We start from the raw sequence: 26,528 nt of genomic DNA, 5'->3' as shown, positions 1-26,528 counted from the left end.
CCGATAGCATCAGGGTTTTTTTTCCCCTGCTTATAGATCAACGAAGCCTGCATTGGTTTCGATCAGTTTGACTCCCGCACCGCGCCATATGTCGCGTCGCTCGACGCTTGCGAAGACTTGCGAGCCGCGGCACGGGCCGCCAGCATGGTCAGCACCGCCGCAACGACCAACACGGCCACGCTGGTTTCAAACGTCGCCCGATAACCGCTCAGGTCGAACAGGACGCCACCCACCGTGGCACCAGACGCAATGGCGAGCTGGACGATCGCCACCATCAATCCGCCGCCGGCCTCGGCATTTTCCGGCAACGTCCTGGCCAGCCAGGTCCACCAGCCAACCGGCGCCGCCGTTGCCACCAGGCCCCAGACACCCAGCAGCACCGCGGTCATTACCGCTGACCCGCCGAACGCAACCAGCGCAAGAGCGATTGCAGCCATCAACAACGGGATGCCGATGAGGGTCCGATACAGGCCGTTCCTCAAGAACGAACCGATCAGGAAGGTTCCGAGCAAACCGGCCAAGCCAATCACCAGCAACATGAACGACAACAGCGACACGCTCACCTGCGTCACCGTTTCGAGGAAGGGACGCAGATAGGTGAACAACATGAACTGGCCCATGAAGAACGTGCTGACGGCCAGCATGCCCAACGCAACCGGTGCCTGGGTCATCAGTTTGAAAGGATTGCCGCTGTCCTGCTTCACCCGCGAGGGCAGCGAGGGCAGGCTCAACAGCAACCACGCCAGGGCGAGCGCGGCGACAGGCACGATGCAGAAGAATGCGCCACGCCAACCGATGATTGCCCCCAGGAAGCTGCCCAATGGCGCAGCGACTACCGTCGCCAAGGCATTGCCGCCGTTGACGATGGCCAATGCGCGGGGGACCTTGTCCGCCGGCACCAGGCGCATGGCCGTAGCCGCCGACAGCGACCAGAAGCCGCCAATCGCAACGCCGATCAAGGCGCGGCCGACCATGAACGTCACGTAGTCGGGGGCCAGCGCAGCCACTGTGCCGGAAACGATCATCAGCAGTGTCAATGCCGAGAGCAGCCATTTGCGGTCGACCCGGGCGGCAATCGAGGCGATGAACAGGCTGGTGACCAGGGCGAAGGCGCCGGAGACGGCGATGCCTTGGCCGGCCTGCCCTTCGCTGACATGAAGGTCCGCCGCTACCGGTGTCAGCAGGCTGACCGGCATGAATTCCGAGGCGACCAGCGCGAATGCAGCCAACGACATGGCCAGCACCGCGCCCCACGCAGGCTTACCCTGCGGGGTGGGCGATAAAGTATGGATCATGGATAACAACCTGAAATTTATGAAAGGGCTCGAAACCCTTGGGCGAGCGAACTCGCTCGCGATGACGACGGCACAATCCGCACACAGGCGACTGGAGCACCGCCATCGCGAGCAGGCCCGCTCCCGCATCAATCGGGCCTGAACGCTTTGCGGCTTACATTCAACCGGCCAACGTAGCGTTGTCGATCACGAAGCGATACTTGACGTCGCCCTTGAGCATCCGCTCGTAGGACGCGTTGATCTGATCCGCACGAACCAGCTCGATGTCGGCAACGATGCCGTGCTCAGCGCAGAAATCCAGCATTTCCTGAGTCTCGGCAATCCCACCGATCATCGAGCCGGCAATGGTTCGACGCTTCAGGATCAAGTTGAAGACATTGGGCGACGAATGAGGCGTCGCTGGAGCGCCCACCAAGGTCATCGCGCCGTCGCGCTTGAGCAATACCAGGAAAACGTCGAGGTCATGGGGCGCCGCCACGGTGTTGAGGATGAAGTCGAAGCTCTTGGCGTGGGCGGCCATTTCATCAGCATTACGCGACACGATGACTTCATCGGCGCCCAACTGCCGGGCGGCCTCGCGCTTGGATTCTGATGTGGTGAATGCCACGACATGCGCGCCCATCGCGTGAGCGAGCTTGATGCCCATGTGCCCCAGGCCACCAATCCCGACCACGCCGACTTTCTTGCCCGGCCCGGCGTTCCAGTGACGCAATGGCGAATAGGTGGTGATGCCTGCACAAAGCAGTGGCGCGACGGCGGCCAATTGCTCTTCGGGGTGACGGATGCGCAGCACATAACGCTCATGCACCACGATGTTCTGCGAGTAGCCACCCAGGGTCCAGCCCGGTTCATCCGGCGTCGGGAAGTTGTAGGTACCGATCATGCCGTCGCAGTAGTTTTCCAGGCCGCTTTCGCAGTCCTCGCAGTGCTTGCAGCTGTCGACAATGCAGCCGACGCCGACCAGATCACCGGTCTTGAACGCGGAAACATGGGCGCCCACCGCCGACACGCGGCCGACGATTTCGTGGCCAGGGACGCAAGGGAACTGAGTGCCTGCCCACTCGGCGCGCACCTGGTGCAGGTCCGAGTGGCAGATCCCACAAAAGGCGATGTCGATCTGCACGTCGTGCGCGCCGGGTGCGCGGCGATTGATCTGCATCGGTTCAAGGGGTTTGTCGCCCGCGTGGGCGCCGTAGGCTTGTACACGCATGAGATGACTCCTTGTTGAGTTGAATTCGACTGGCAGTTTCAGGGACCGGCGTCATTGGCCGGTAGAACATTTCGCTGGAGTTCTTGCCCGATCCTGTGAGCCTGCTTATTTGCCGTAGGCAGCGCTTCGCTTGGCGAGTTAAGGTTCTGCCTATAACTATCACCCCGACAGACAATCGACATGACCAGCCACGGCAAATCGCCGCAAAAGATGCTCGCGGACCTCATCGCTCCCCGGACCACAGAATCGGGGGACGTCGAAACGTCGATGCCCGGCCTCTGCCTCTTCCGGCGCGACGCCCCTGCCCCGCCCGCGACCTGCATGATCGAACCGAGCATCGTCCTCGTCGCCCAAGGGATGAAGCAGGTCTGGATTGGTGGCCAGGCGTATGGTTACGACACCGGGCGATTCCTGATGACTTCACTGGATATGCCGGCGAACTCCGAAGTGATGGTCGCGAGCCCGGAACAGCCATGCCTGGGCCTGGTCCTGCGGCTGGATTTGCGCATGGTTGCCGATCTGGTCGCCCAGGGCGGGCTGGCGCCGCGTCTTGAGCGCCCAGTCGGGATTGGTGCGGGCATCGGCACCAGCACAGCGGACTTCCTGGCGCCGTTCGTACGCCTGCTGGCATTGCTGGATGAACCCGAGGCGATCCCCATCCTGGCGCCGCTGATCCAGCGCGAGATCCATTACCGATTACTGATGAGCGACCAGGCGGCGCGGCTGCGCCAGATCGCGTCCGTCGACAGCCAGGGCTACCGGATCGCCAAGGCCATCGACTGGCTGAAGTTGAACTACGCCGCGCCAATCCGCGTGGATGACCTGGCGGCGCGGGTGCAGATGAGCGCCCCGACCTTTCACCATCACTTCCGCCAGCTCACGGCGATGAGCCCCCTGCAATATCAGAAGTGGCTGCGGCTAAACGAAGCAAAACGGCTGATGCTCAACGAACACCTGGACGTGGCCAACGCCGCCTACCGAGTGGGTTACGAAAGCCCCTCGCAGTTCAGCCGCGAATACGCCCGCCTGTTCGGTGCATCGCCCAAGCGGGACATTGCGGCGTTGCGCAGGCCGGCAAGTGCGAGCAAGGGTATCTGACTACTGTGCCGGAGCCATCGTGGGCGCCGTCTTATCCCTGTGCCCCTACCGCAGCGCCTACGACAATCCGCTTCCCCATCTTCTCCCCCACCTCCAAAGCCTGCCCATCCCTCTGCTTCCCCTGCCGCGCCTGCCCCACCAGTTGAGGAATCAATTCCCCTTCAGGCAAATGCTTCCAGAACCGCCCGGGCATGTGCTGGCGCAACGCGGTCGGGTTGAGCCTCGCCGGGTTGAAGATGTGCCTGTAATAGGTCCGCCACAACTCGGCGCCGGGGTCTTCGGCGTGGCGGGCCCATTGTTGCCATTGCGCGGGGCAGTGGCGGTGGTAATCCAGCGATTGGCCGTCGAAACGAATACCGTCGCGAGGCGTTGCAATCAGCCAGCGTTGTCGACCGAGCCGCTCGGCAAAATGGCCGCTCGCGCTCTCAAGGATATCGTGTGCCGGCTGGTGGAACGCCACCAGGTCCAACTGCAATTGTTCGGCCACAGCTGGCGGCAAGGGAATGAAGCGCACGAAGGCGTGCAAGTGATGAGCCTCGCGACTGACCTGCTTGATGCGCCGTTGCAACTCGCTGCCCAGGCGATCGCCCGCGAGCATGGCGGTGCGGTCGCCATGCGCTACGCGCCAGAGCACTTCGTACAACAGGTTCCAGCGCTGTTCGCCGTGATAACGACTGGCCTGTTGCAACTGGCTCAACAACGCTGCCGGGACGCGAGTGCGGAACGGACCCGGGCCTTGCGGCAAGGGCGTCGGCATTGCCAACAGATCGGCTATGGGGCCCTGGGCCCAAGTCACGTCACAGGGGTCTATTCCATGACCAAGCAACGTCCGGGCTTGGTCGCGCCAGATGGCGAAATCGTCATCGCAATCCAGCGCGATCATCCCCACAGCCCCATTTGCACAGGCCTTTGCGGATCGCGCAAACGTGCCCGCAGCAAGCCGCTGCGCGTTTGCGCGTCAGCGGGCCGGTAATCGCTGGTCACAATGAACGGGCGGGCCTTTTCCAGCACGCAGCGCAACTGCACCAGATCGTCATACCGAATCCGCCGCTCCCTGCGCAGCGTCACCAGGCGCTGCACGCTACGCAGGCCGATCCCGGGAATGCGCGCCAGCAGGGCCGGCTCGGCACGGTTGAGGTCGAGTGGAAACACATCGCGATTAGCCAGCGCCCAGGCCAGCTTCGGATCAATGTCCAGGTCCAGGTTGCTGGACGTGTTCAACAGCTCGCCCGCCTTGTAGCCGTAGCCACGCATCAGGAAGTCGGCTTGATACAGCCGATGCTCGCGCAGTAACGGCGGCGCGGCGAGCGGCACACTGGCGGGGCTGTCGGGAATCGGACTGAAAGCGGAATAGTAGACCCGCCGCAAACCATAGCCCTGGTAGAGCGACTCGGCGTTGCTCAGGATGGCATGGTCGTCGGTGGCATCCGCCCCCACGATTACCTGGGTGCTCTGCCCGGCCGGCGCAAAGCGCGGCGCCCGCGGCTCGCCGGCCACCGCCTGCTGACCGTCATGGATGGTGCCCATGGCCTGACGAATCGTGATCAATTGCTTTTCCGGCGCGAGGCGCTTGAGGCTCACCTCGGAGGACAGTTCGATGTTCACACTCAGGCGATCCGCTAGCCGACCCGCCTCCTCGATCAATAGCGGATCAGCATCGGGAATGGTCTTGAGGTGAATGTAGCCTCGAAATTGATGCTCCTCGCGCAGCAAGCGCGCCACGCGAACCAGTTGTTCCATCGTGTAATCGGCCGAGCGAATGATACCGGAACTCAAAAACAGCCCGCTGATACAATTGCGACGATAGAAATCCAGCGTCAGCCGCACCACTTCCTCCGGCGTAAAGCGTGCCCTCGGCACGTTGCTGGAACGACGGTTGACGCAATACTGGCAGTCGTACAGACAGAAATTGGTCAGCAGCACCTTGAGCAGCGACACACAGCGCCCATCCGGCGTGTAACTGTGGCAGATCCCCATGCCATCCGTGGCCCCAAGCCCATCGCGACCGCGCGAACTGCGCTTCGGCGCCCCACTGCTGGCACACGACGCGTCATATTTGGCGGCGTCTGCAAGAATGCCGAGCTTGGCGATGAGCTGCATGGAGAATTCCCGAATACTGGATGCATGAACAGTATTTGGAGATGCACCGATATGCAAGCCCCGTTGGTCAATCCGTTTGCCGATTGAAGACTGATCCCGACCGCGACATAGGCCTCGCCGGGGCGATGGGCTATAATTCGCCAACCAACGCGATTCGAGGTCCACCCCGATGGGCACTGTCAGCCTGGAAACAAAAAAGGCCTACGCGGCCAGGACTCGCCGGTCCAACTACGCGGCCAGCCTGCGCCTGGAAGGGTTCAAGGTGTCTGCGCAAGACGGCGAAGACAAGCTGCCTTCCCGTGAGGAAGTCCTGAAGACCTTCACCAAGACCCGAGCCTGATGCCCGACAAATACGGCGTCGGCGAAGACGCCTATTGTTACCCGGGCTCCGCGGTCCTGCGCAATAAACTCGATATCCGCGATGAACAGACCCTGAGCGAAGCCGAACAACAGCTCTCGGCCATCGCTGCGAGCCATGTCGAATTCAACCCTCCTCCTTACAGCCTGCCTTATTTGCAGAATATTCATCGAGCGCTGTTCTCGGACCTGTTCGAATGGGCCGGAGCGCTGCGGACCGTTGGCATGGCCAAGCAAGCCACGCGTTTTTGCCAACCTGAATACATGGAAAAGGAAGCCAACAAAATATTCGCCAACCTGGCGGCGTCGAACTGGTTCGAGGGACTGAGCAGAACTGAACTGATCATCGCCGTGGCAGATGCCTATTCCGATATCAACATCATCCACCCATTCCGCGAAGGCAACGGCCGCGCCCAGCGCATCCTGTTCGAACACCTCATCATGAATGCCGGATTCGAGATCAGTTGGTGGGGGATCGATAAAGACGAATGGATCGACGCCAATATCGCGGCTTACAACTGTGCACTGGACCCCATGGAGGCGGTTTTTGAGAAGTGCATTGGGGAAATGATTCAGACCTGAGCCGCGGACAGTTGCACTTCATCACTGATAAACTGCGCCGATCCGCCCTTCTGATTCAAATTCCCAATGTATTTACACGCCGCTCCACTCTCCCGCCGCTTTTCTGTTGCCCCCATGATGGATTGGACAGATTAATCGTCGAACCCGCCGCTCCGCTTGCTTAGCGCCGCTTTCTTCGTTGTCCCTGTAGCAAATATCCAGCAACCACAGCTTGGCGTGTCACAACCGTGCGGTGCTGGCCGAGAATTACACCGCGATGCGGTGTGGGGTCTGCTTAGTATCCTGAGGTAGTAAAATCAACGGGTTAGCGCCCTTGCTTACCCGATTTGCCCTTCTAAAACACACTCGTTGGTACGAGAATTGGTACGAGTCAATCCTCCGTCACACTGAAATGTCGTGGCAGCCTGGCATTGACCGCGAAGTTCCACGATCAAGCACTTCAACTGCCACTTCTCCTCTCCCTTTAGCCAGAGTCGCGATCGCTTACAAATTGCCATCAGCTTCGATGCAGACGCTCTCAGCGCCTCATCCAGTAATCGCTGCTGCGCTTGAGCGATACACGCTTCGCAAAAAGGCTCGGTGGTTGGCGGTACGTCCAAGCCTTCTTTCAGAACGGCATTGTACGAAACCCCACATTCTGTACACTTTACGATTCATATGACTCAGCCATAAGACACATCCTCCTATCCAAACAATTCCTTTTTTAATACTAAACCTAAATAAAGCGTTGGAGCGATCGGTTTTTTTTGCCGAGTGGCGCGTTGCCAAGCGTGGTAACAAAACTTTTTCAACGTCGCTACCATGCAGCGTGGGATCGATTGCATCACTCAACTGGTGCGAAAAAATTTGGGTCCAGTACAAGTTCGCGAAGCGGCTTCAAACGCTCTTCTGCGTCTTTGGCTTGAGATCGGGAAAGCTCCGCATCTTCCTTAGAGCCTTGCGCTTCTGCCAGATCGCCCATTTGACGAAGCAGCATGATTCTTTCTTCAATCGCCCTAAGCGCGTCCCACAGCCCGGTATCAATCGCGGCGTTAACTTCAGCAATTAGCGTCTTGATCGAAAAAGCATGGCCCGTGTGGCAGCGAAACCTGACAATCGATCCCTCCTTTACTTGTACCAAAACTCCGTGACAATCGGGACATGTGTAATTTGAGATATTCCCTATATTCATGACGCCAGCTTCTAGGCCGTTACCGTGCTCACTGATGCTCGTCTCCATCAGATGGCGCTCGTTCAATGGGCTTATAACCAGTTGTTCGATAGGCAATCTAACTCGCGTCGCAATCTGATTCGCCAGCTCAGCGAGCGTGCCTACAAAGTCTGTTTCGACGTGTTCTATTGCACTGCGTGGCATGGAATCATAAGTAGCTTCAGAAGGGTCCTGCACGAGTGCCGTACCGTTTCTGTCCTTTATTGCCCAAAGGCCAGCAGTTCCGTCGTCCAGAGCGCCGGTCAATATCACGCCGATCACCCTAGAATCATAAGCCACCGACGCTGAGCGAAAGAGCACATCTATAGCCGGACGAACTCTGCACTCCTTGGGGCCGCGGGTAAGACGAACACCTTCCTTCGTCAAAAGCAGATGGTGATCAGCGCTGGCTACGTACACGGTTGAGGTTCTGAGAGATTGACTGGCTTGGACCGAAATGACGTCCATTCTGGTTTCACGAGCGAGTATCCTGCTTAACTCACTCGGCGAGTGTGGTGGAATATGTAGCACGACCAAAAACGCCGCTGGCAAGTCAGCGGGCAAGGAGCGAAATAGGCTTCTCAACGCTTCGACTCCGCCGGCGGAAGCGCCGATAACAATAATATTCCGACCCAGACTATCGAGCTCCATACGAACTCACCTCCCTTTATCAAAGCAAAACGTCAGATGACCGGCCCGCCCTGGTGGAAAACGATAGATCTTCAAAGGGCAACTATGTACGTTTATGAAGGCCTGGCTACCGTCACCGTACTGGCCCGCTATGTCGGGTAGCAGCCGGTGGAGTTGACCGCCTTGGAATGTCCAGTGCGGCTCCTCGATGCCGGACTCGGTCGCGTCCACGTCGAACTGCGGGATTACCTGCTAGGCTCCGGGGTACGCTAACACGCTGCCGGTGATACTGCCGCACGAAATGGTGCAAGGTCCCTTTTCGACGGTTGCAACGAACCCAAGCTCTTTTATCTGAGGGGAGCTATCCTCATATGCTCCACTCAGGCGGAAGACGATCATATGGCTGACGACTATTCTCTCTCGAACTTACTAGAAAGGATGTACCTCAATCAGTTGGCGCTGGAGGCTGGGCTGATGGAACTGGCTATTCATCTAGAAACGAGCGGGGCAGCTGAGACCGGAAGTAATATCAGAGGAGCTCTGGAGACGCTCGGAGAAAACGCAGGGTTTATCAAACAAGGTTTGGCTCGACTTAGGGCTCAAGAGATCGAGTAATCCTTCTAACACCTCCTCCCGAAGACCAGCCCATGGCGAAAGGCCTGTCGCTCTAGTCTTCGACGTAGTCACTGCTTGGCGATGTCTGTCACGACCTCGGCTCTATCTTTTCGATAGCGTGCGCGTAGTAGCCGACCGCCTCCCCCATCAACCATCTCCAGTCGTCCTTGCCAATAATCCCCTGCTGCTTGAAATCATCAGCCATGGCAATCAGCTTCTCATACTGCTCCTCCGCATCCATTCGAATGTCAGGTTCCTTAAGCGCCTTGTGCCAAGCGGCTAAAGCTTGTCTCCTCCGGTCCTCGCTCATCGTTGCAGCCTCCTTGTGACGTAACGTGTTGACTTTGACGCTTGATGGTCTGTTCCAAATTTGCTCGTGATACGGGCCTTGAATAAACCGGTCCCAGCCCCAGACGGACGATTTGCTCCAGCTCTCTCGCAGCTCTCCAGTCTGAGGATCACACCATGACCGTTCGGGTAGGTCCAGGGAACCTGAGCTTTGGCAGAAAAATCGAAGTTAAAATCACATTCAAAACTCTGTTATGAACATCGAAAATACAGCCTCGCTGATAAGTTTCTTACTGGATCAGATGTCCGCCGACATGCGATTCGACGCGGACCAATTGCAAGGAGAGCGGGAAATCGTTTTGTTCGGAATTCGAGAGATGCTGCGGCTCGGGCTGCTCACAGCGGAGTGTGAATACGCGCTAATTTGCGACGCTAACGGACCCCTCTTAGCGTCTGCTTCCAACATCTGCCTCACAAAAAGGGGCGTAAATTTCCAAAGGCATTAGGCCAGTATTTACTTAAGGCGCAGCTGGAATATGCTAGCACGCTAATAATTCCTAGGTGCTGTTATGGACAGGTTGTCGAAACATGAAATCGAGGCAGCACTGAGGAATCTCCTTCCTGGATGCTCTGTCGAATGCACCTTAGGCTTCAACGGAACAGCCTCGCTTTTAGTAGAAGGTCGCGACGGAGAATCTTTTGCCGTTGTGGGTCTGACCAGACACCAATTTCGAGGCGACGCCGGCTTAAAAAAGCTGGCTCGATTCATCTTTGAAGACATTGAACTGGCTCGCCAAGGCTTAAAGACTCAAAAAATGCAGATGGTCTCGCCTTCGTCCTTCCGAACCAAGGCAGCGCCAACGCTTAACGAAGCTTTCTGTTGAGGATGCTTCATGCCTGAGCAACCTGTTGCCAAGTCCCATACCACTGCCAGCCATAGCACGGTGGTAGCTTACTGAACACCTCAGCAGGACCTGGCAAATGGGGTGATTCTCATGGGGCCGGCTCACTTTCAACACATCCTGCGATCCAGCTGCGGAGCGGCTACTTCATTGCATGAACAATGGGTATCTACCGAGCAAGAGATGTGGGCTGAAGTACATCCCACATCAAAGCTACCAAATCGCTGGCGGCCCAAGGTTTCTGCAAATATCGGGTTGGGCGAGGCACTGTTTCCGGTAGAAATGAATACCCTGATGTGAGTATCGAACCTATGGCAGGCCATTTCCCCCTTACCATCCGGATGAAATCCATACCATTGATTTGCCCAGGAACACCGTAGTCAACAATCACAAGGCAACATTGGACTTGAGATTGAAGAAGGTAAATCAGTGCGTCATCGGCTGATCCGAAAGCGACAGTTCTTGCTCCGACGTCTTCCAAGATTTCGACCATGATCAAACGCAGCGTTTCATCATCCTCGACGATCAACACTTCGCCTTCAAAGCCGATCTCTATCCAATTTGTGATCATAGTCTGTCCCTGCCTGAACCGGCTTTCAGAAGCAGCCACCACAAACGAATATTCCCTTATATCGCGATTCTACTATGATCACGTAACGCTTAGCTAAGCGTAGCGCACTCAACTTTTGCTGCGTCGCTTCCTACGCCTCTCGTGCAGAAAGACGGTCGTACAGCCAGAACGAAGAAAGCAGAGCGGTGGGTACGGCTATTAATCATCGACAGGACACCTGCCACAGCTGATCCAGCTTAGTCGTGTAGCTCTGGCTCATCATCTCCCGGCGCATGGCCCATTCAGGATTTGCAGGCACGCAGGCTGAACGCATCGTCCCCCTGCCCCAGCGTCCGTTGATCTGGTCCAACACCGCCATCAACTTCGTGGCGTCGACAGGCTGCGAGGTGGCAAACAGGTCGTCGGTGTACTCTCCTCGCTGACAGAGGTTCATCAACAGCACCTCGGCCTTGCTGTACTTGAAGCCTGGTCGGAAAACCCGGTCAAGTGCATCTACCGCAGCCTTGGTCAGCAGCCGCCCATCGTCCGTGGGGTACGGCATGTCGATCAGCACACCGTTGGCGTACTTCGCCTCCTCCGGGTTGAACATGCCGGTGCGGATGCTGACACGGACCTTCTTACACAGCGACTTCTGCGCCCTGAGCTTTTCCGAGGCTCGCATCATGTAGGTGGCCACCGCCTCCTTGATCGGCGTCAGCTCCGTGAGCCGCTTCCCGAACATCCGACTACAGCAGATCTCCTGTTTCGGCGGGTCCGGCTCATCTAGCTCCAGGCATGGCGTGCCGGCGAGTTCGCGGGCCGTCTTCTCTATCACCACGCTGAATTTCTTACGTAGTGTCCAAGGGTCGGCCTTCGCCAGATCCATCGCGGTTTTGATGTCCATGGCGTCCAGGTGAAGTTTCATCTTGCGACCGACTCCCCAGACTTCGGACACGTCGGTGTTGCGCAGCACCCAGTCGCGCTTGAACGGGTCGCATATATCGACCACGCCGCCCGTTTGCACCTGGAGCCGCTTGGCGGTGTGATTGGCCAGCTTCGCCAGGGTCTTGGTGTGAGCGATCCCTACCCCGACGGGAATACCAGTGCAGCGCAGCACCTGACTACGGATCTTCCGGCCAAGGGCATCCCGGCCGTCAATGCCGGTCAGATCCGCGAAGGCTTCGTCGATGCTATAGACCTCAACTGCGGGCACCATCGATTCAATGAGCGTCATGACCCGCTCACTCATGTCCCCATAGAGCGCGTAATTCGACGAGAACGGGACAATGCCGTGTTTCTGCAGCTTGTGCTTGATCTGGAAATACGGCTCGCCCATCTTTACGTAGGGCTTGGCGTCGTAGCTGCGAGCGATCACACAGCCGTCGTTGTTGCTCAGCACCACAATGGGCACGCGGGCCAGGTCCGGACGGAACACTCTTTCGCAACTGGCGTAGAAGCTGTTGCAGTCGATCAGGGCGAAAACGGGCTGGGCTTTAGACATGGCTGCGCACGCTGCAGGTGATGACGCCCCAGATGACCAGCTCGTCGCCCTCGAGCACGTACCTCGGTGGGTACTTTGGGTTCTCCGACAGGAGAATCACCTCCTTCCCACGTATGCAAAGGCGTTTGCATACGGGTTCGTTGTTCAGCAGCGCCACGACGATGTGGCCATGCGCAGGTTCAATCGCACGGTCCACGACGGCTAGGTCCCCTTCAAAGATCCCAGCCCCTTGCATGCTTTCCCCGGCGATGGACACCAGGTAGACATGCGGGGCGCGTATGTTGAGAACCTCATCCAACGAGATGTGCGCTTCGATGTGGTCCGCTGCCGGAGACGGAAACCCGGCGGGTACTCGAAACGAACAGAGAGGCAGCTTTAAGCCGCCTTCGGCGATAGGACCTAAAATTGAAAAGCTCATCACGCACGACTTCCGAAACCTGTACAGATATACAGTTAACGTTGTACAAGTTTTGCGGTCAATTTCTTTGTAGGGGAATTCGGACAAGCGGATGAGTCGTACCGCCTCCACAGGTGGTAGTCGTACACTGCCTTGGTCCGCATCTGCATTTCGTCGGGTTGCTATCGTCCAGCGCTTACTGCCTCGATTACTGTATATCCAAACAGCTATACAAGGTATCGGTCATGGACCAGTACGAAATTGAAGACACAGACCACTGGCTCGGCTCGCCGACACTCGAAGAAACGCGGGCGCATTATGTGAACATGCTGGAGGGCGAAATGGCCGACCTGCGCGTTCTGCTCCGTAACGCACAGAGGAATATCACAGGCCTAATCGAGATGAACGCACAGCTATCTGCTGAGAGAGTTGCGCTTGTCCGAGAGGTCCAAAAATACAGAACCGGGAAAGACATCATGAATGTCGACGGGGAAAACTAGCTTCGTGGACTCACCTTGTGATTAAAAAAGTCCTCCCAACGATGCAGATTCCCAGTTCATGATCACGAGTTCGCCGCTGACCTCGGCCTTGCCCTGACGCTGGTTCGTGTTGCTGTAGCGTATGTCCAACGTTTCGAAGTGAAAGCCTTCAAACACACGCCGGATATCCGGGTGATCGTTGATGCTGACCATGACCTTGCCTTTGCAGCGGCGCATGAAGTCAGCCATCCGCTCGTAATTCTCGAACGGGAAGTCCACGCCATAACCAGCGGTCTGCCAGTACGGCGGGTCCATGTAGTGGAACGTATGGGCGCGGTCATAGCGCTCAGCACAATCAAGCCAGGGGAGGTTTTCGACGTAGGTGCCGGACAGTCGCTGCCATGCGGTCGAGAGGTTCTCCTCGATCCGCAGCAGGTTGATGGCCGGGCCAGTGGTCGCGGTGCCAAACGTCTGCCCGGTGACCTTACCGGCGAAGGCATGGTGCTGCAGGTAAAAGAAACGGGCAGCGCGCTGGATGTCGGTGAGGGTTTCGGGACGGGTCATTTTCTGCCACTCGAACACCTGGCGGGAGCTGAGAGCCCATTTGAACTGGCGCACGAATTCTTCTAGGTGGTTCTGCACGACGCGATAGAGCGTCACCAAGTCGCCGTTGATGTCGTTCAGGACTTCAACCGGAGCGGCCTGGGGTCGCATGAAGTAAAGCGCGGCACCGCCGGCGAAGACTTCAACATAGCATTTGTGAGGCGGAAAAAGCGGAATGAGGCGGTCGGCTAGGCGGCGCTTGCCGCCCATCCAAGGGATGATGGGTGAACTCATTGAAAGCAAGACCTTTACTGTATGGATAAACAGGTGCTAGGCTCGCCGCGCTTTGTGCACGGAGCAGGAGCCTTGGCTGGACTTGCAGGGACATCTGCAGGGACGGCGACCGGGTCGGATGTTGGCGCATCCGGCCCGGTCGCTCCTTTTCACTTCGGTGTTGAAACTTCTTTGGCGTAGGCCTGGCAGGCCGCCAGGGCTATCAGCCCCCGGTCGCCGACATCGGTGATGCCGATAATTCGTTGAGCATGCGCCGGGTCAAGTCGGGCGCGTGTGGTTCCATGAACCACGCCGCCGGCGCTGGTGGTGGCTGGCACTGCACAACCGCTGGCGGTATCGGTGGCGTCGAGTAGGACTGACAGCCGGACATCAGCAGTAGCGAGGCGATCACGCAGGCGATCTTGATCACGTAGGGCATCGGTTAGGGCTCGATAGTGGGTTTGGTCATTGGCGGCCAGCTGCTGTTCCAGGACCAGGCGCTTGTCCTGCTCGGTACGCTGCAGCGCGGCCGAGGCCAGGGTGACCTGGTTGAGGGTTTCGGTGTGGAGCCGGGCTTGTTTTTCCAGCTGCAGACCGTATCGCCAGCCTTGGACAGTCCAGGCAATGGCCGCCGAAACGGCGACCAGAGCGAACAACAGAAGCACGGCGACCAGCACGCGGTATTGCAGCGGGATCAGGTCGACGAGACGCATAGCACTGCCCTCGCCCGCTCCCACAGCTGCAGGCGATCCTGCAGGCCGTTGAGCCCGCCGTTGATTTTCCGGGTGATCGTTTCGAACTCACCCCGATCAGCCAACACGTTCAATTCCCTGACCCACCAGAACCATGCAGCCGACTCGGCCGCCCATTGGGGCAGCTCCAGTAGTTCAGGCGTACGCAACAGGCGCTCGTCACCGAACAGCGCCAAGCTGCAGCGTAGGTAGTTGTGGGCACCGGTAATCTGGATTAAGCCGCGACCACGATAGCGCTGGCCATCTCCGTCGAGTTCGGGGGTGTTGCCGAGCTTCGAAGCCAGCGAACCGGTGTCGTATTTGCTGAGGTATTGAACGCCGCCCAGCTCCCGCACGTACTGCAGTTGGCCGGACTCATGCCCAACCTGGGCCAGGAATGCCGCCTGTCGCTTGGGCGTATCGATCTGTCGGTGGGCCATGGCGGCGTTCAGGGCCAATACAAAAACGCCCGCTTGGCGGCGGGCGTTGGGCATGATCCGTTGTAGTTGCTGCTCGGTGAGTGGCATGGTGGCTCCAAAAAAAAACCGCTCGATGGCGGGTTGCGGTTGTGTTTGAGGGTGGTGCTTGGCGCATCTAAAGCTGGACGACCTTGACCGGCTTGGCTTCCTTCTTCTTTTTCTTACCTTTGGCATTGGCCTTGCCCTTCTTGCCGCCGTTGCACTCGACGGTGGTGGTCCAGCCACTGGAGGTGAACAGTTGCTCCACCGCCTCAGCCAGGTATTCACCATCAAGCCCGGGCTTGATCCCCTGGACGATGATCGACCGCTCGGCAAATACATCGGTGCGCCCGGCCATTTCCAGACGGACCCCGGCGCTGCTGCGATTGAAGGCGGCCAAGCGCGCCTTGGCGGCCTGCTCGGCGGCTGATTTGTTAGGGTAGATATGCCGGTCGGTATGCACCGCTGGTAGGCCGTTCGGCAGGTCATCGTTGTCCAGCTCGACCACCTTAAGCGCGCCGGATTTTTTGTCCTGGTGCTTGGTGCGTACCGCCTTTTGCGTATTACGGTCACCGAGACGGAATTGATAGCGGCTCAGATCAGAGCGCCTCAGAACTACAGGGCTCAGGTTCTTGCCGCTCGCGGTCTGGCCGCCCTGTCTAGGCATGACCAACAGTTTGCCGTCGGCCAGCTTGGCCGTGCAGTCATATTGTTTGGCAAGGCGGGTGATGAAGTTGTAATCCGACTCGTTGAGTTGGTCGACGCGGGGCACTTTGGTTTGCACTGGGCACACTGGCTGCCAGCCGTTCCGAGCGGCCACGTCGCGGACAATTTGCTGCAGGGGCACGTTTTCCCAGGACCCGCTGCGCACGGTCTTGCCGCTGCCGCGCATGTCACTGGCTTTACCCCGAATCACCAACGTATCAGGCGGCCCCGACAACTCGATCTCGTCGACGGTGTAGCGCCCCAAACGGGTCAGGGCCTGGCCGGTGTATCCCAGGTAAACCTCGACACCCGCCCCCCGCGGGGGCAGCGCAACCGCTTGATCACGATCATCAATCCGCAACTCGAAGTCGTCCGAATCCATGCCCGGCTTATCCGAGGTGCGCAGACTCAATAACCGGTCATTGATCAACGCGGTGATGTCCTTGCCGTCCGCAACGATGCGATAGGTCGGCTTCATGGTGATACTCCAGAAAAGAGAACCCCCGCGCAGGGCGGGGCTTGCGACGTGCGACGGCGTTGGTTAATCCCATAGCTGGATATCCTCTAGCGTCTGCGCTGGCAGATCTGGCAGCAGGATGATCACACCGGCACGAAACGGTTGTGACTCATCGGCCAAGCCTTGATTGGCGGCAAGCACGGCCTCTACCGTGCCATTCAGGTGGCCGTAGTAGTGATGACAGACGGTGTCCAACAGATCCCCGTCAGACGTTCTGCAGGTCGTCGCCATAGCTTACAAACTCCAGTGAAAAGGACTGCTTACGCGGAATGCCACCCGCGAGCAGGTTGCTTTGATCTTCCTCGATGTTGAGCAGGCACCAGGTGCCGAGCACTTCGCCGTAGCCAGTGGTCAGGCTCACCGGCTGCAGACGCCGCCCGATGGTGCGCAGAGTGTCCAGCTGTTTGAGCCCACCTTTGAAGCCCGGAAAAATCGCGCCCTTGAGGCTGATCTTGTCCTCTCCCTGGCCGACCGCTTGCTGGGCGATGCTACGTGTCAGCCGTTCCTGGCCTGCCCAGCGAAACGACGTCTGCCGACGTAGCTCCTCGAAAGCCGCCGTATCCAGGTTGAAGTAATACGGCGGCGCGTTCGGCTCCAGGGGCTGCATGATCAGCAGGTGCGGGAACGGCTTCACCGCCTCGGCAGCTGGTGTCAGCTGGGGCGCAAATGACCCCGTGGGCATGATGTTGCTCAGCGATGGGCTCACTTGGCCGGCGATGCGATTAATCGCCGCACCCGCCTTGCCTGCCTGTTCCTTGAGCGAACCCAGCCGCTCTTGGACTTGGCCGGCTGCGCTGACGGCTTGGTTGTACTTCGCCGCCACCTGGCCCACGGTGGACTGCGCCGCGTTGATTGCCCGCATGGTCCGTTGCATCTTGGCGCCGATGGCAGGCCCAATGAATGGCACCCCCTCCAGCTCCGAGGCTGCGCCCGTCATGTCGCTGATTGCACCATTGAGTGGGCCCAGCATGCCGTCGAGACTGGTACGGCCAGCCTCCCCCGCTGCAAGCAGTGATTTGAACACCGATTGCAGTTGCTCCATGTAGGCCATGGCACCTCCTTAAACGTGAGGGGCATCGAACAACTGGCTCGACGACTGTCGAGCGAGCGTCTCCCGAGAGAAAGCCTCCATGAGCTGACGCAAATGCGGCTCCAGCTCCCGAGCCAGCTGCGCAGGATCTTTAACATCGCCCTGAACAGTGATGGAGACATTCGGCGCAAAGCTGAAAGCTTGCTCAACCTTTGGCGGCACGGGCGGTGTGGGGTCAGCTGGCTTGGCGACCTCGGCAGGCTTGGCCTCTTCCGCCTTGGCCTCACTGCCAAACCAGGACTTACCCAAGAAGCTGCCGATGCTTTCGCCACCCAGGCCGCCCAGCGCGGCACCGATTGCGCCGCCGATGGCCGTACCGATGATCGGCACCACCGAACCGATAGCGGCACCTGCTGCACCGCCGGCCAGGGCGCCCGCGAAACCACCCGCAGCACCGCCGTATCCCTCGGCTTTTTCGTTTTGGGTCTTGGCGTTAAGCGCGGTATCGATAACTCCCACCCCGGCATCTAATACCGAACCGCCGGGGAGACGCTTGGTGGCTCGGGTGACGCCCCTGATCGACTGAACCGCACGGCCGAGCGAGCTATCGGGCACCGCCTCCGCCGCAGCGGCAATAGGCGCAGCAGCCAACAGGCCAACCTTTGGCATCATAGAAACGGCGGCAGGAGCCGATACGGACGGGATATTCGACGCCCGGCCGGGCAATCGGCGACGTGGAAGGTTTCCGATGCCGGAACGGCGACCGCGTCGTCCACGCTGACGTCTGCCTGCACCGTCGGGGCCTGAGCTTGGACCAGAGCCTGCTCGGCCTATCGCATCAGCGTTGACGACGAACACACGTTGCGGCTCAGTGCTCAGCCCCCCACCGGAATCATTGCCCGCTCCCATCAGCTTACCGAGTACGCCGAGGCCCTTATCCACCGTCTTGATACCGGTTTTCGGAGCTTTGGCAGCCGCATCACCAAGGGCACCCACGCCTCGTTCCATCGCTCGACCACGCGATATGTTGTAGAGCCCCTTGCCAATCTTCACCGCGCTGGCAGCCGTCTTGAGGGCCAACAGGCCGGTGGTGATAGCAGCAATGCCAAGCACCACCGGTTGCGAGCCATCGGAAAGCTTGGTCAACCCACGCACAATTGACGTCAGACCCTGGGCGACCGCGTCAGTCGCCGGGCGGATGGCGTCACCCACGCTACGCATGCCATCGCTGACCGCCTGGCCCAGCTCATCCCACATCTGTTTCGACGTTTCGCGCCGCTCGGCCAAGTTCTTATCGAGGATCCCGCCAGAAGACTGGGAATCCTTTTTCAACTGCTCGTACAGCGACTTGTTTTGCGAGTAGGCCGTGAGCGCCGCCTTGACCTGCATGTCGGCGAACAGGTCACCGGTCCGCAGGGATTTCTCCAGCGCATCGAGCGCAGCCTTGGCCTTCTCCGGATCCGTCTCCTTGCTGATCTTAGCCTGGGCCTCGGCCATCTTCCCGGCTTTCGCCGGGTCGGTGGCCTGGATGTATTTCATCGCCAGGGCGAAGCTGGATTCCAGGGTCGACATGCCCTTCTGAATGCCAGTGTTCAGGGAGCCTTGATAGTCAATGCCGGCGTCCTTGTACGCCTTGACCACGTCGCCCGAACCGATTTTCTCCATCCAGTTTTTCAGGTTGTTGGCCGCTTCGTCCGAGCCGCCGGCCGTTTTCATCTGGACTTGAAGCATCGCGCCCAAGGAGCTGACCGCCTCCATGCCGGTGCTGCCGTTCTTCTCCATGCTGGCCAGCAGTTGCGGGAACCACCGGGCCATGTCGCTGGCCTCGAAGCTCCCCGCCTGTCCTTGGTAGGCGATGGCCTCCAGGGCCTGTTGCATTACCTTGGGGTCAGTGATCTTGGCGTTCTGCTGTAGCGCCATGATCATGCTGGCCGTGTCGACGCCGGAGGCGCCCTGGCCGATGGCAAACTTCGCCGCCGTCGGCGCGTAGGCCATAGCCTGCTTGAGGTCCATACCGGCACCAACCAGCTGGTTTACCAGGTCCGCCACGTCGTTACGGGCCATGCCCGTATCGCGGGAGGTCTGGATCACTGTCTGGCTAAGCTGTGTTTCTTGCGGCTTGTTGACCACATCCGCCTTGATCGCAATGTCGCGGATGATCGCCTGATAATCCGCGCTGACCTTGGTCGGAATCGCTGCAAGACCGGTGGCGACAACACCTTGACTAATGCTCGACGTAAGCCCTTTCTTGCCGGCATCGAGCTGCTGGTGACCTTTGAGCTGCAGATCGGCGGTTTTGGCTGCGCGGCCGAGGCGCTGGTACTCCTGCCCCAGCCTGCCCACCTCCACGCCCTGTTTACGCAGGGCGTCAAGGTTGCCGTTGAGCTTGCGCAACAGACCATCCGCCGAAGCAGCACCGCTGTCGTGCGCCCGCTTCCATTCATCGCGCAGGCGGATGGTTTCGCCAATGGTGCTCTTGAGCACCTTGGCCTTACTGCCTTTTTCCTCCAGCTTTTTGATGTGGCCATCAACCGTGCGGAAGGCAGACGCCATCGTCGAACTGACGGCGCCGCCAATCACTAGCGATAACGCCAGTTTGCTAGCCATCGTCTACCCCTTGTTCAGTCTGAGAGCCACCAGACCATGTCGGAGAACGGCATGGCCAGGATTTCAGCGGCGGAAAAGTTCAGTTCGGTGGCAAGACGCTTAGCCAGTTGCTTCTGCACCTTGGGGCTGAAGTTCATCTTCTCGCACCAGGCGAAAATAGCCGGCCTGTATGCGGTTGAAGTCCTTCAGCGTCAAGCCATCCAAATCCTTGGTCCCGACTTCGGCCAGGGAGGCGAACAAGTTCAGATCTTGTTGCTCCTCATCATTGGGCGCTGTTTGGCGGGCAATGCGAAGGTCACGCACGGTCGGTGTTCGGAGGCTCAGCGTATCGACACGCACGCCGTTGGCTTCAGATGGCACAGTCAGTTTCACGGTGACGCGATCAGCGGTGAGGGTCATCCAGCTTGGAATTGCGATACTGCTCATAGAGGTGTGTCCTTAAAAAGAGGAACCGCCGCCCGGGCGAATCACCAGGCGGGGTATCAAGAGGAGTTAAAGGCCCAATGCGGAGCGCTGGGCAGCCAGTTGATCAACGCCATTAATCACGCGGCGCATGCCGATGGGGTCGATCTCGTAGACGGTTCGGCCGTCCACTTCGAGCTTGTAGTACGTCAGCCCAATGGAGTGCTTGATCTCGGCCTTGTCGCCCGGCTTCCAGTCGCCCATGTCGACTTCTTTCAACGTGCCGCGCAGGGTGACGATGACCGGCGTGACTTTGCCTTTGAGCCCTTTGTAGGCTCCCCGGAACGTTCCGTTGAACGCCGTGCCGTCGGCCAAGCCGAAGAACTTCAACGACTCACGACGAACGCCTGTAGTGGTGAAGTTCGCCTCTTGTTTTTCCATGCCCATGTCCAGCTCGACCGGCGCGTCCATGCCGCCGCCGCGATGCTCTTCCATCTTGAGCGTGAGTTTGGGGAGCGTCAGGCTCGGCACGTCGCCTTGGAAGCTGACGCCATCGGCGAACAAGTTCAGGTTCGCCAGGGTTTCGGGAATCATTGCCATCGAGATCGCTCCTTAAGCGGCGGTGTCGAGCACTTCGGTCAGCCATTGATTGGTGACCTCTACGCGGAAGTTGGGGTTTTCTGCCGGCGGAACATCGGTGAAGCGGATGTTCCAGTACACCTTGCCCTGCTCCAGCTGGCTGGCCGTATTCAGCTCCGGGTCGGCAAAAACCTCGAAGTTGATGATCGCGCCCTGGGCTTTCAGGTCGCGCATGAACGCTTGAAGACCTTCGGTCACGTCCTTGATGTAGGTCGCGGTGATGGAGCGGTCGACCGCCCATTTGTGGCCGTAGAGGATCGCGTCCATGACGATGTCCATCGTCCGTACGCGAGTGACGAACGCCCACTTCGGATCGCTCGACAGGGTGCGGTTACCCCACAGGCGGAAACCGTCATCACGGATAATCGTGGTGATGTTGGCGTTGTTGAGCAGGTTGGCCCGGCAGGTTTCGTCACCGTCCAAAAACTCGATGGGCCGCGTGGTACCGGTGATGCCGACAAACTCCTTGTTGGAAGGCGATGCCCAAAAGCCGTATTCACTGTCGGTCCAGGCAAACAAGCCAGCCACCCAGGCAGAGCCCGGCGCGTCGACCGTGGCGTCCACCGTGGTGTCCCAATACTGCACGCCTGGATCAACCAAGTACGCCCGCTTGGCGCCGAAGTTCTCGGCGTAGGCCATCACTGCCTCATCGGTGGTGTTCGGACCGTCGAGGATGGCGAGCCCTCGCAACTTGTCGGCCAGCGCGACCAGGGCGGTACCGACAGCCTGTGTCGCACTGTGCTTGGGAGTCACCAACAGCCGCGGCTGCGCGTTGAACCGGCTCTTGCCGTCCAGCAGCGCTTGCAGGCCGGTACGCTTACCGTTGGCTTGTACGCCACCGATGATGGCCGAGGTTTGTTCGGCTGGATTTTCCAGCTTGGCCACACCGCAGGCCACGATCACCGCCTTGGCTCGGGTGTAGATGGCTTGGCAGGCTTTGGTCATTGCCGAGTCAGGCCCGAAGGCGGCCACCGCTTCGCGCTCGTTGGTGATCATCACCAGATCGTTGGGCTGCGCGCTGTAGGCCGGCGCCGGCACAAAGGTGTCAACCAGTCCAATGATCGAGGACGAAGGCAACGCAATGACACGAGCGCCGGTGTCGACGTTCGTGGTGGTAACGCCGTGAAAGAAGCTCATAGATTCTCCAGATACGAAAAAGCCCCGCAGTGCGAGGCCTTGTTTTTGGTGAAGCGGAAAAGAAAACGCCCCGTCAGTGCGGGGTGCTTATTGGACCTGGCCAGCCAGCCAAAGGGGCGGCGGCGGTCGATGATCAATCAACGGGAACTCGCCCGCTTCCGGCCAGTTGCGAAGCGCACGACGGTACGCCTGAAGCTCGACGTATTGCTCGGCAGTCAATGTAGGCTCTACGCCTTCTTCCAGTTCGTCGCGATGGCGTGTCACAACCCCATCAGTAAGCGAAAGTTGATTATCACGCCAAGCCCGCTCGATACCCGCTAGCTCCTCTACGGTCGGCTGTGGCGGGTCCTGCAACTCCGGTAGGCCATCAGCACCCTTTCCAATAATCTTGACCACCTGGCGCGGCTCGAATAGTGCTGCGTGATCTTCTTCAGATATTTCGATGCCCCCGTTATCCGTTACCTCGAAGGCAAATCGACCGTCTTCCTCAATCCATTTAGCGAACATAGATACCCTCAATAGCCGATGGCCAACCAGTTGTAGCCACCCGTAGTAACAGCCGAAGTATTGCTAGCCACACTCGTTATGTAGCCCGTAAATCCCGTACGGGTCGGTTGTCCGCACTGACAAACACTTGGATTCGGCGCCGCACTGGCCCCGGCATACATGGCTCCCACGAACATGCAGGCCGTAGGAAATGCAGTGGGGAAAGTTACCGGCACAGTTCCCGTTGAGGTGTCCGTTGATGCGTGCCCGATTTTGAATATCCATCCGCTGGGCAAAACTTGGTGGCCGTTAGCTCCAAACATGGCGGCAAACAGCGAAGACGTTCGCAAACACTCAAGACTTGCGTGAGCCCGCCACATCGCACCATCCGACACCAACAATATGTCCGACCCCATGACCATGGTGTAAGGCGACGCGACAGCAACGTTATTGATAGCCAGCGAGTCACCTGCCATGAGCGCCAATTTGGCCGCGTCGACTGCACTGGAAGTGGTAATCAGAATTGACGACCCCTTGGGCAGCGCACTTGCCCTGGGCAATGTCAACGTGCCGTTGGCGGACATCTCAATTCGTGTGCCGACGTGCGCCGCCGTTAAGGTGACATTGCCTCCCGCAATCCCCGCACTGCCGGCAAAACTCCCTTTTTCGCGCTGCACAAACTCTGAAGTCACCAGCGATTTGCTGCTGTCAAATTGCGGCGGAGTGATCCAGTTAGGGCCAGACATGACGGCCGCATATTTCAGCGAGACACTACCGCCCATTAACCGCCACAGCGAGTCGATACGAATAAACTCGGCGGTATCACCTTGAGCCATGGAGATGTTGCCGACGAAGTTAATGGCATCGATTGAATCGCCAGCGGCGGCCTTTACCGTTACCGTGCCCATGCTGCACAGGATCTTGACCACCGCCCCCCGTGGAATTTGCCCGCCAGTTGGGAGAGTGGCGGTCACTGACCCAGCGCTACCAAACGCAGCCACCTTGCCAATGTCAGCGGCGGTTAGTGTCGTCGTCGCCGTGTAGTTGGTGTAATCCCGGTATTCAAGCCCCATCCTCTTTACAAACTCGGAAGTGGCCAGCGCCTTCGAGTTATCAAACTGAGGCGGAGTGTTTGCCGTTGGGTTCACCAACGCCGGGGAATTTATGGTTGCGAACCCCTGGGTGATGTTCTGAAAAGTCAGCGACGTGGTACCTAGGACAATCGCCCCATCCGTTACCAACTGCCAGCGAGTGTCGGCCAGCGTAGCGCCTTGCTCAACGGACAGAATCATCGCCGAGGTAACTTCAGCACTGCTGTCAGCATCCGGCGCACGCTGCCATGCCGCTACGCCAACAATGTAGATGCCGTTGTCCTTGGAGGCCGCTTGATTCTTCACCAACACCCGGTCGCCTGCGAGCAGGCTAACGCCGTCGATGGTCTGAAGCCCAGTCAACGCAATATTGGCCGTAGTCGCAGCGCGCACCGACTGCTTGTTATCGAGCTTGTAGAGTTCTTCCTGGATTCGTCTTTCGACAAACTCCCGTGTCGCCAACACCACAGAAGGGTCAATCTTCAACGTGATATTGCCCGTGCTGCTGACAATGAAGTTCATCCGAACGACTTGGGTCCTGCCCGAGCCCTGCGACATGATCGGCTTAAAACTCGGCGGGCAGTTCGCGACCGCCACCAGGTCACCGTCAGCGTCGTACAGGCCGATTTCACGAATCCAGTATCCACCCTCATCGGCCGGAATCACTTGCTCGGCGATAATCACCGCCGGATTGACCGGATCAATGAAAAGCTGATTCAGCGGCCGACGGCGCCATTCGTTGATAAGAGACGTTTGAGCCGCGCTTGGAGTCGGGTCGGTGCCGTTGGCATCGCCCACGCCCATTTCACTAAGTTTCCAAGGAATGCCAAGGGCATCGGCATTCGCCTGTTTCGCCGCTCCAACGTTCGTGAGAATCGCGAAAAATTGCGAGGTCTGATCAATCATTAGTAAACGTCCAAGGTGTCTATGGTGTGTTCGCGCCCTACCACGCCGATGGATCCGGTGACTTCAATGTCACGCATGATCGGCGGGTACACGTCGATTTCGTCGCCCTCATACAGGGCAACACCGATGTTCAATTTCCCCCGAGTTTCGAGGCTGATCGCCAGTCCGGTCATGTGGCGACTGACCGGCCGGGCGTCATCGATCAGCCACGTCAGTTCCTGATAGGTTTCTTCGCTGATGCCTTCATCGGAAACACCGATCTTCAAGGCGAACGTTCCAGGCACCCCCATGGGCTCAGTCTTGAACCACTCGACTACCTCAATCAGATAACCGAACGGTTCCACCACCCGGCGCAAGGCGCCGATGGTTCCTTTATGGGCATGGACGTAGAACGAAGAGCGAATCACCGAACGCTTGATCTCTTCGGGCCATGCCTCGTCCCAGCGGTCCACGGACCAGGCCCAAGCCAGTTGGTAAAGCAGGTGCGCCGGGCAGGTGTCCGGGTTGTATAAGGTTCGAAGCGGTATCTGCGTTGTTTCGTCGATAGCCGCTTCAATTGCCCGTTCGACCTGCGTGCTGTTGAGGGGAAGCAGACTTTTCATTTGCTACCCCGCGTTATGGTGAACCCCGTGCACCACGCCGCTTGGGCTTTGGTTGGGCGGATGTCCACCCATCCAGGGATCTCGACCCGGGCCACGCCACTGACGTGGATCTGTGCATCAATCGCCGAACGGGCCACCTCAACGCCTAAGCGGCGCCGGGGGTTGATCCAGGCCTGCAATCGCGCATTGCATTCGGCCAGCGCTGCCTCGTTTTCCGGGCCATTACCGGCCATGTACACCACGGCATCGATTCGATAAGGCAGGATCTCGGCGCCCTGCACCGTCAGCCGATCAGCAACAGGCCGCCGATCTTCGTCGTTGAGGTGAGTGTCCACCTCGGCCAACAACTCGGGGCTGGCCGTACCATCGCCCTCCAGGGACAGTACCGTCACGACCACCTCGGCCGGCGCCGGGCTTTCGGCCGTGGCGTCTGCCACCAGGCCCGAGGCGTTACGGGCATGCAGGATGTAACTGTTCCGAGGCCCAGCAGTGGTCAGCCCTTCGTACCTCAATTGGATGCGCTCGCGCAGTGCGTCGTAGCTTTCCAGCACCGCCGACACCGGCGGCACGGCGGACAGGTCCTCGGCCTGAATGACCAGCCGTTCAAGGTTCACGTTCGCGGCCAACTGCACCAGGTCAGCACCAGTGGCATGAGCCAGAAACAGTGCCTTGGCCGCGTCGTTGACCCTCGCCCGATTCTGCATGCGTCGATAGGCGCCCAGCTCCAGCAGCTTGGTCACCGGATCGCTTTCAAGGAAAGCGGTCCAGTTATCGCCCATGTAGTCGCGGAACGTCGCCAGCTCGCCCTGATACAACTCTTCAAAATCCAGACTCTCCAGCACCTGTGGTGCCGGCAACGCCGAAAGGTCGATAGTGCTCATGCGTTCACCTCCAGCACCACGCCATCGCCAATGTAAGAGCCCGTCAGTTGCAAGGTGATTTGTCCATCCACCACCGCAATGACCCGGACACGTTCAAGTTTCAAACGGGGCTCCCAGCGCCCGAGGGCACGAGCGACTTCAGCCTGTACCGCGCTTTTCCAGCCCTCATTAACTGGCAGGTCGACATAGCGACGCATTTGGCTGCCGTACTCTGGCCGCATGCGGCGGCTGCCGACAGGCGTGCTCAGAATGTCCTCAATGGACTGCCGCAAATGCGCCTGCCCGGACAGCGGCTGCCCCGTGCGACGGTCCACTCCGATCATGGAA

The 26,528-nt window shown here is 59.0% G+C and carries 31 protein-coding genes; 6 read left to right on the top strand and 25 right to left on the bottom strand.

Annotated features, from left to right (window positions below; translation table 11 throughout):
• Nucleotides 1–62 precede the first annotated feature (62 nt).
• On the bottom strand, nucleotides 63–1,295 hold the full coding sequence (locus J3P94_RS10440) for an MFS transporter (protein ID WP_434573149.1): 1,233 nt from the start codon (nucleotides 1,293–1,295) through the stop codon (nucleotides 63–65).
• On the opposite strand from J3P94_RS10440, the gene J3P94_RS10435 reads away from it, so the two are divergent.
• Nucleotides 1,294–1,437, top strand: a complete 144-nt coding sequence (locus tag J3P94_RS10435; protein WP_434573148.1) for a hypothetical protein — start codon at nucleotides 1,294–1,296, stop codon at nucleotides 1,435–1,437. The genes J3P94_RS10440 and J3P94_RS10435 overlap by 2 nt on opposite strands.
• An 18-nt stretch (nucleotides 1,438–1,455) precedes the next feature.
• Here J3P94_RS10435 and J3P94_RS10430 read toward each other — a convergent pair whose 3' ends face one another.
• Nucleotides 1,456–2,505: an NAD(P)-dependent alcohol dehydrogenase gene (locus tag J3P94_RS10430; protein WP_434573146.1), complete on the bottom strand. Its 1,050-nt coding sequence runs from the start codon at nucleotides 2,503–2,505 to the stop codon at nucleotides 1,456–1,458.
• 180 nt (nucleotides 2,506–2,685) lie between these two features.
• Here J3P94_RS10430 and J3P94_RS10425 point away from each other — a divergent pair, with 180 nt between their 5' ends.
• Nucleotides 2,686–3,603, top strand: coding sequence for an AraC family transcriptional regulator N-terminal domain-containing protein (locus tag J3P94_RS10425; protein WP_434573144.1), 918 nt, complete (start codon nucleotides 2,686–2,688; stop codon nucleotides 3,601–3,603).
• 31 nt (nucleotides 3,604–3,634) lie between these two features.
• On the opposite strand, the gene J3P94_RS10420 is transcribed toward J3P94_RS10425, so the two are convergent.
• Nucleotides 3,635–4,486, bottom strand: a complete 852-nt coding sequence (locus J3P94_RS10420) for a TIGR03915 family putative DNA repair protein (RefSeq protein ID WP_434573142.1) — start codon at nucleotides 4,484–4,486, stop codon at nucleotides 3,635–3,637.
• Nucleotides 4,483–5,703 (bottom strand): putative DNA modification/repair radical SAM protein, encoded by a 1,221-nt coding sequence (locus J3P94_RS10415; protein ID WP_434573140.1) that lies wholly within the window; start codon nucleotides 5,701–5,703, stop codon nucleotides 4,483–4,485. Before J3P94_RS10415 ends, J3P94_RS10420 begins: the two co-directional genes overlap by 4 nt.
• Before the next feature lie 169 nt (nucleotides 5,704–5,872).
• Between J3P94_RS10415 and J3P94_RS10410 the strand changes: the two genes are divergently transcribed.
• Together J3P94_RS10410 and J3P94_RS10405 are read left to right on the top strand one after the other, a co-directional pair.
• On the top strand, nucleotides 5,873–6,043 hold the full coding sequence (locus J3P94_RS10410) for a YhfG family protein (RefSeq protein ID WP_434573138.1): 171 nt from the start codon (nucleotides 5,873–5,875) through the stop codon (nucleotides 6,041–6,043).
• Nucleotides 6,043–6,642 (top strand): putative adenosine monophosphate-protein transferase Fic, encoded by a 600-nt coding sequence (locus tag J3P94_RS10405; protein WP_434573137.1) that lies wholly within the window; start codon nucleotides 6,043–6,045, stop codon nucleotides 6,640–6,642. Before J3P94_RS10410 ends, J3P94_RS10405 begins: the two co-directional genes overlap by 1 nt.
• Nucleotides 6,643–7,465: 823 nt before the next feature.
• Here J3P94_RS10405 and J3P94_RS10400 read toward each other — a convergent pair.
• Entirely contained in the window at nucleotides 7,466–8,482 is a 1,017-nt protein-coding gene (locus J3P94_RS10400; RefSeq protein WP_434573135.1) for a chemotaxis protein CheB, read from the bottom strand.
• 378 nt (nucleotides 8,483–8,860) lie between these two features.
• Here J3P94_RS10400 and J3P94_RS10395 point away from each other — a divergent pair, with 378 nt between their 5' ends.
• The gene (locus tag J3P94_RS10395) at nucleotides 8,861–9,076 is read left to right on the top strand and encodes a hypothetical protein (RefSeq protein WP_434573133.1); all 216 of its coding nucleotides are present in this window, start codon (nucleotides 8,861–8,863) and stop codon (nucleotides 9,074–9,076) included.
• 88 nt (nucleotides 9,077–9,164) lie between these two features.
• On the opposite strand, the gene J3P94_RS10390 is transcribed toward J3P94_RS10395, so the two are convergent.
• From J3P94_RS10390 to J3P94_RS10375, 4 genes are all read right to left on the bottom strand, one after another.
• Nucleotides 9,165–9,386, bottom strand: coding sequence for a hypothetical protein (locus J3P94_RS10390; RefSeq protein ID WP_434573132.1), 222 nt, complete (start codon nucleotides 9,384–9,386; stop codon nucleotides 9,165–9,167).
• Between the two features lie 1,049 nt (nucleotides 9,387–10,435).
• Nucleotides 10,436–10,837, bottom strand: a complete 402-nt coding sequence (locus J3P94_RS10385; protein WP_434573130.1) for a response regulator — start codon at nucleotides 10,835–10,837, stop codon at nucleotides 10,436–10,438.
• 202 nt (nucleotides 10,838–11,039) lie between these two features.
• Nucleotides 11,040–12,317, bottom strand: coding sequence for a translesion error-prone DNA polymerase V subunit UmuC (umuC, locus tag J3P94_RS10380; protein ID WP_434573128.1), 1,278 nt, complete (start codon nucleotides 12,315–12,317; stop codon nucleotides 11,040–11,042).
• Nucleotides 12,310–12,735, bottom strand: coding sequence for a LexA family protein (locus tag J3P94_RS10375; RefSeq protein ID WP_434573126.1), 426 nt, complete (start codon nucleotides 12,733–12,735; stop codon nucleotides 12,310–12,312). Before J3P94_RS10375 ends, umuC begins: the two co-directional genes overlap by 8 nt.
• A 224-nt stretch (nucleotides 12,736–12,959) precedes the next feature.
• On the opposite strand from J3P94_RS10375, the gene J3P94_RS10370 reads away from it, so the two are divergent.
• Complete coding sequence (locus J3P94_RS10370) at nucleotides 12,960–13,214, top strand: hypothetical protein (protein WP_434573125.1); 255 nt, start codon at nucleotides 12,960–12,962, stop codon at nucleotides 13,212–13,214.
• A gap of 21 nt (nucleotides 13,215–13,235) precedes the next feature.
• Here J3P94_RS10370 and J3P94_RS10365 read toward each other — a convergent pair whose 3' ends face one another.
• The 16 genes from J3P94_RS10365 to J3P94_RS10290 form a co-directional block, all read right to left on the bottom strand.
• The gene (locus J3P94_RS10365; protein WP_434573123.1) at nucleotides 13,236–14,030 is read right to left on the bottom strand and encodes a DNA adenine methylase; all 795 of its coding nucleotides are present in this window, start codon (nucleotides 14,028–14,030) and stop codon (nucleotides 13,236–13,238) included.
• A gap of 149 nt (nucleotides 14,031–14,179) precedes the next feature.
• Nucleotides 14,180–14,722 (bottom strand): lysis system i-spanin subunit Rz, encoded by a 543-nt coding sequence (locus J3P94_RS10360; protein WP_434573121.1) that lies wholly within the window; start codon nucleotides 14,720–14,722, stop codon nucleotides 14,180–14,182.
• On the bottom strand, nucleotides 14,704–15,267 hold the full coding sequence (locus J3P94_RS10355) for a glycoside hydrolase family 19 protein (protein WP_434573119.1): 564 nt from the start codon (nucleotides 15,265–15,267) through the stop codon (nucleotides 14,704–14,706). Before J3P94_RS10355 ends, J3P94_RS10360 begins: the two co-directional genes overlap by 19 nt.
• 67 nt (nucleotides 15,268–15,334) lie before the next feature.
• Nucleotides 15,335–16,381, bottom strand: coding sequence for a phage late control D family protein (locus J3P94_RS10350; RefSeq protein ID WP_434573118.1), 1,047 nt, complete (start codon nucleotides 16,379–16,381; stop codon nucleotides 15,335–15,337).
• A gap of 63 nt (nucleotides 16,382–16,444) precedes the next feature.
• On the bottom strand, nucleotides 16,445–16,651 hold the full coding sequence (locus J3P94_RS10345) for a tail protein X (RefSeq protein WP_434573116.1): 207 nt from the start codon (nucleotides 16,649–16,651) through the stop codon (nucleotides 16,445–16,447).
• A complete protein-coding gene (locus J3P94_RS10340) occupies nucleotides 16,626–17,471 on the bottom strand; it encodes a phage tail protein (protein WP_434573115.1) in 846 nt (281 codons plus the stop codon). Before J3P94_RS10340 ends, J3P94_RS10345 begins: the two co-directional genes overlap by 26 nt.
• Nucleotides 17,472–17,480: 9 nt before the next feature.
• Entirely contained in the window at nucleotides 17,481–20,057 is a 2,577-nt protein-coding gene (locus J3P94_RS10335; protein ID WP_434573113.1) for a phage tail tape measure protein, read from the bottom strand.
• Nucleotides 20,058–20,071: 14 nt separating this feature from the next.
• Nucleotides 20,072–20,194, bottom strand: a complete 123-nt coding sequence (locus tag J3P94_RS10330; protein WP_434573111.1) for a hypothetical protein — start codon at nucleotides 20,192–20,194, stop codon at nucleotides 20,072–20,074.
• Nucleotides 20,157–20,483, bottom strand: coding sequence for a phage tail assembly protein (locus J3P94_RS10325; RefSeq protein ID WP_434573109.1), 327 nt, complete (start codon nucleotides 20,481–20,483; stop codon nucleotides 20,157–20,159). The genes J3P94_RS10330 and J3P94_RS10325 overlap by 38 nt, the downstream gene beginning before the upstream one ends.
• Nucleotides 20,484–20,549: 66 nt before the next feature.
• The gene (locus tag J3P94_RS10320; protein WP_043041982.1) at nucleotides 20,550–21,059 is read right to left on the bottom strand and encodes a phage major tail tube protein; all 510 of its coding nucleotides are present in this window, start codon (nucleotides 21,057–21,059) and stop codon (nucleotides 20,550–20,552) included.
• Between the two features lie 12 nt (nucleotides 21,060–21,071).
• On the bottom strand, nucleotides 21,072–22,235 hold the full coding sequence (locus J3P94_RS10315) for a phage tail sheath subtilisin-like domain-containing protein (RefSeq protein WP_434573107.1): 1,164 nt from the start codon (nucleotides 22,233–22,235) through the stop codon (nucleotides 21,072–21,074).
• Between the two features lie 87 nt (nucleotides 22,236–22,322).
• Nucleotides 22,323–22,742 carry a phage tail protein gene (locus tag J3P94_RS10310; RefSeq protein WP_434573105.1) on the bottom strand — a complete coding sequence of 140 codons (420 nt, stop codon included), beginning with the start codon at nucleotides 22,740–22,742 and terminating at the stop codon, nucleotides 22,323–22,325.
• Between the two features lie 8 nt (nucleotides 22,743–22,750).
• Entirely contained in the window at nucleotides 22,751–24,718 is a 1,968-nt protein-coding gene (locus tag J3P94_RS10305; RefSeq protein WP_434573103.1) for a phage tail protein, read from the bottom strand.
• Nucleotides 24,718–25,320, bottom strand: a complete 603-nt coding sequence (locus tag J3P94_RS10300) for a phage tail protein I (RefSeq protein ID WP_434573101.1) — start codon at nucleotides 25,318–25,320, stop codon at nucleotides 24,718–24,720. Before J3P94_RS10300 ends, J3P94_RS10305 begins: the two co-directional genes overlap by 1 nt.
• Entirely contained in the window at nucleotides 25,317–26,201 is an 885-nt protein-coding gene (locus J3P94_RS10295; RefSeq protein WP_434573099.1) for a baseplate assembly protein, read from the bottom strand. Before J3P94_RS10295 ends, J3P94_RS10300 begins: the two co-directional genes overlap by 4 nt.
• A complete protein-coding gene (locus J3P94_RS10290) occupies nucleotides 26,198–26,524 on the bottom strand; it encodes a GPW/gp25 family protein (RefSeq protein WP_069971005.1) in 327 nt (108 codons plus the stop codon). The genes J3P94_RS10295 and J3P94_RS10290 overlap by 4 nt, the downstream gene beginning before the upstream one ends.
• Nucleotides 26,525–26,528 lie beyond the last annotated feature (4 nt).

Source organism: Pseudomonas sp. Z3-8, assembly GCF_051131975.1.
In the GTDB taxonomy this organism is placed as follows: domain Bacteria; phylum Pseudomonadota; class Gammaproteobacteria; order Pseudomonadales; family Pseudomonadaceae; genus Aquipseudomonas.
The sequence above is the reverse complement of the archived record's forward strand: the minus strand, read 5'-3'. Positions and strand labels throughout refer to the sequence as shown.

What these genes read in the sequence shown, in the direction of transcription:
- J3P94_RS10430 (WP_434573146.1), bottom strand. Translation starts at nt 2,505, where the DNA reads ATGCGTGTACAAGCCTACGGCGCCCACGCGGGCGACAAACCCCTTGAA.
- J3P94_RS10305 (WP_434573103.1), bottom strand. Translation starts at nt 24,718, where the DNA reads ATGATTGATCAGACCTCGCAATTTTTCGCGATTCTCACGAACGTTGGA.
- J3P94_RS10435 (WP_434573148.1), top strand. Translation starts at nt 1,294, where the DNA reads ATGGATAACAACCTGAAATTTATGAAAGGGCTCGAAACCCTTGGGCGA.
- J3P94_RS10420 (WP_434573142.1), bottom strand. Translation starts at nt 4,486, where the DNA reads ATGATCGCGCTGGATTGCGATGACGATTTCGCCATCTGGCGCGACCAA.
- J3P94_RS10425 (WP_434573144.1), top strand. Translation starts at nt 2,686, where the DNA reads ATGACCAGCCACGGCAAATCGCCGCAAAAGATGCTCGCGGACCTCATC.
- J3P94_RS10310 (WP_434573105.1), bottom strand. Translation starts at nt 22,742, where the DNA reads ATGTTCGCTAAATGGATTGAGGAAGACGGTCGATTTGCCTTCGAGGTA.
- J3P94_RS10390 (WP_434573132.1), bottom strand. Translation starts at nt 9,386, where the DNA reads ATGAGCGAGGACCGGAGGAGACAAGCTTTAGCCGCTTGGCACAAGGCG.
- J3P94_RS10360 (WP_434573121.1), bottom strand. Translation starts at nt 14,722, where the DNA reads ATGCGTCTCGTCGACCTGATCCCGCTGCAATACCGCGTGCTGGTCGCC.
- J3P94_RS10370 (WP_434573125.1), top strand. Translation starts at nt 12,960, where the DNA reads ATGGACCAGTACGAAATTGAAGACACAGACCACTGGCTCGGCTCGCCG.
- J3P94_RS10365 (WP_434573123.1), bottom strand. Translation starts at nt 14,030, where the DNA reads ATGAGTTCACCCATCATCCCTTGGATGGGCGGCAAGCGCCGCCTAGCC.
- J3P94_RS10355 (WP_434573119.1), bottom strand. Translation starts at nt 15,267, where the DNA reads ATGCCACTCACCGAGCAGCAACTACAACGGATCATGCCCAACGCCCGC.
- J3P94_RS10415 (WP_434573140.1), bottom strand. Translation starts at nt 5,703, where the DNA reads ATGCAGCTCATCGCCAAGCTCGGCATTCTTGCAGACGCCGCCAAATAT.
- J3P94_RS10410 (WP_434573138.1), top strand. Translation starts at nt 5,873, where the DNA reads ATGGGCACTGTCAGCCTGGAAACAAAAAAGGCCTACGCGGCCAGGACT.
- J3P94_RS10345 (WP_434573116.1), bottom strand. Translation starts at nt 16,651, where the DNA reads ATGGCGACGACCTGCAGAACGTCTGACGGGGATCTGTTGGACACCGTC.
- J3P94_RS10295 (WP_434573099.1), bottom strand. Translation starts at nt 26,201, where the DNA reads ATGAGCACTATCGACCTTTCGGCGTTGCCGGCACCACAGGTGCTGGAG.
- J3P94_RS10340 (WP_434573115.1), bottom strand. Translation starts at nt 17,471, where the DNA reads ATGGCCTACATGGAGCAACTGCAATCGGTGTTCAAATCACTGCTTGCA.
- J3P94_RS10440 (WP_434573149.1), bottom strand. Translation starts at nt 1,295, where the DNA reads ATGATCCATACTTTATCGCCCACCCCGCAGGGTAAGCCTGCGTGGGGC.
- J3P94_RS10405 (WP_434573137.1), top strand. Translation starts at nt 6,043, where the DNA reads ATGCCCGACAAATACGGCGTCGGCGAAGACGCCTATTGTTACCCGGGC.
- J3P94_RS10300 (WP_434573101.1), bottom strand. Translation starts at nt 25,320, where the DNA reads ATGAAAAGTCTGCTTCCCCTCAACAGCACGCAGGTCGAACGGGCAATT.
- J3P94_RS10350 (WP_434573118.1), bottom strand. Translation starts at nt 16,381, where the DNA reads ATGAAGCCGACCTATCGCATCGTTGCGGACGGCAAGGACATCACCGCG.
- J3P94_RS10335 (WP_434573113.1), bottom strand. Translation starts at nt 20,057, where the DNA reads ATGGCTAGCAAACTGGCGTTATCGCTAGTGATTGGCGGCGCCGTCAGT.
- J3P94_RS10325 (WP_434573109.1), bottom strand. Translation starts at nt 20,483, where the DNA reads ATGAGCAGTATCGCAATTCCAAGCTGGATGACCCTCACCGCTGATCGC.
- J3P94_RS10385 (WP_434573130.1), bottom strand. Translation starts at nt 10,837, where the DNA reads ATGATCACAAATTGGATAGAGATCGGCTTTGAAGGCGAAGTGTTGATC.
- J3P94_RS10290 (WP_069971005.1), bottom strand. Translation starts at nt 26,524, where the DNA reads ATGATCGGAGTGGACCGTCGCACGGGGCAGCCGCTGTCCGGGCAGGCG.
- J3P94_RS10375 (WP_434573126.1), bottom strand. Translation starts at nt 12,735, where the DNA reads ATGAGCTTTTCAATTTTAGGTCCTATCGCCGAAGGCGGCTTAAAGCTG.
- J3P94_RS10395 (WP_434573133.1), top strand. Translation starts at nt 8,861, where the DNA reads ATGGCTGACGACTATTCTCTCTCGAACTTACTAGAAAGGATGTACCTC.
- J3P94_RS10330 (WP_434573111.1), bottom strand. Translation starts at nt 20,194, where the DNA reads ATGAACTTCAGCCCCAAGGTGCAGAAGCAACTGGCTAAGCGTCTTGCC.
- umuC (WP_434573128.1), bottom strand. Translation starts at nt 12,317, where the DNA reads ATGTCTAAAGCCCAGCCCGTTTTCGCCCTGATCGACTGCAACAGCTTC.
- J3P94_RS10320 (WP_043041982.1), bottom strand. Translation starts at nt 21,059, where the DNA reads ATGGCAATGATTCCCGAAACCCTGGCGAACCTGAACTTGTTCGCCGAT.
- J3P94_RS10315 (WP_434573107.1), bottom strand. Translation starts at nt 22,235, where the DNA reads ATGAGCTTCTTTCACGGCGTTACCACCACGAACGTCGACACCGGCGCT.
- J3P94_RS10400 (WP_434573135.1), bottom strand. Translation starts at nt 8,482, where the DNA reads ATGGAGCTCGATAGTCTGGGTCGGAATATTATTGTTATCGGCGCTTCC.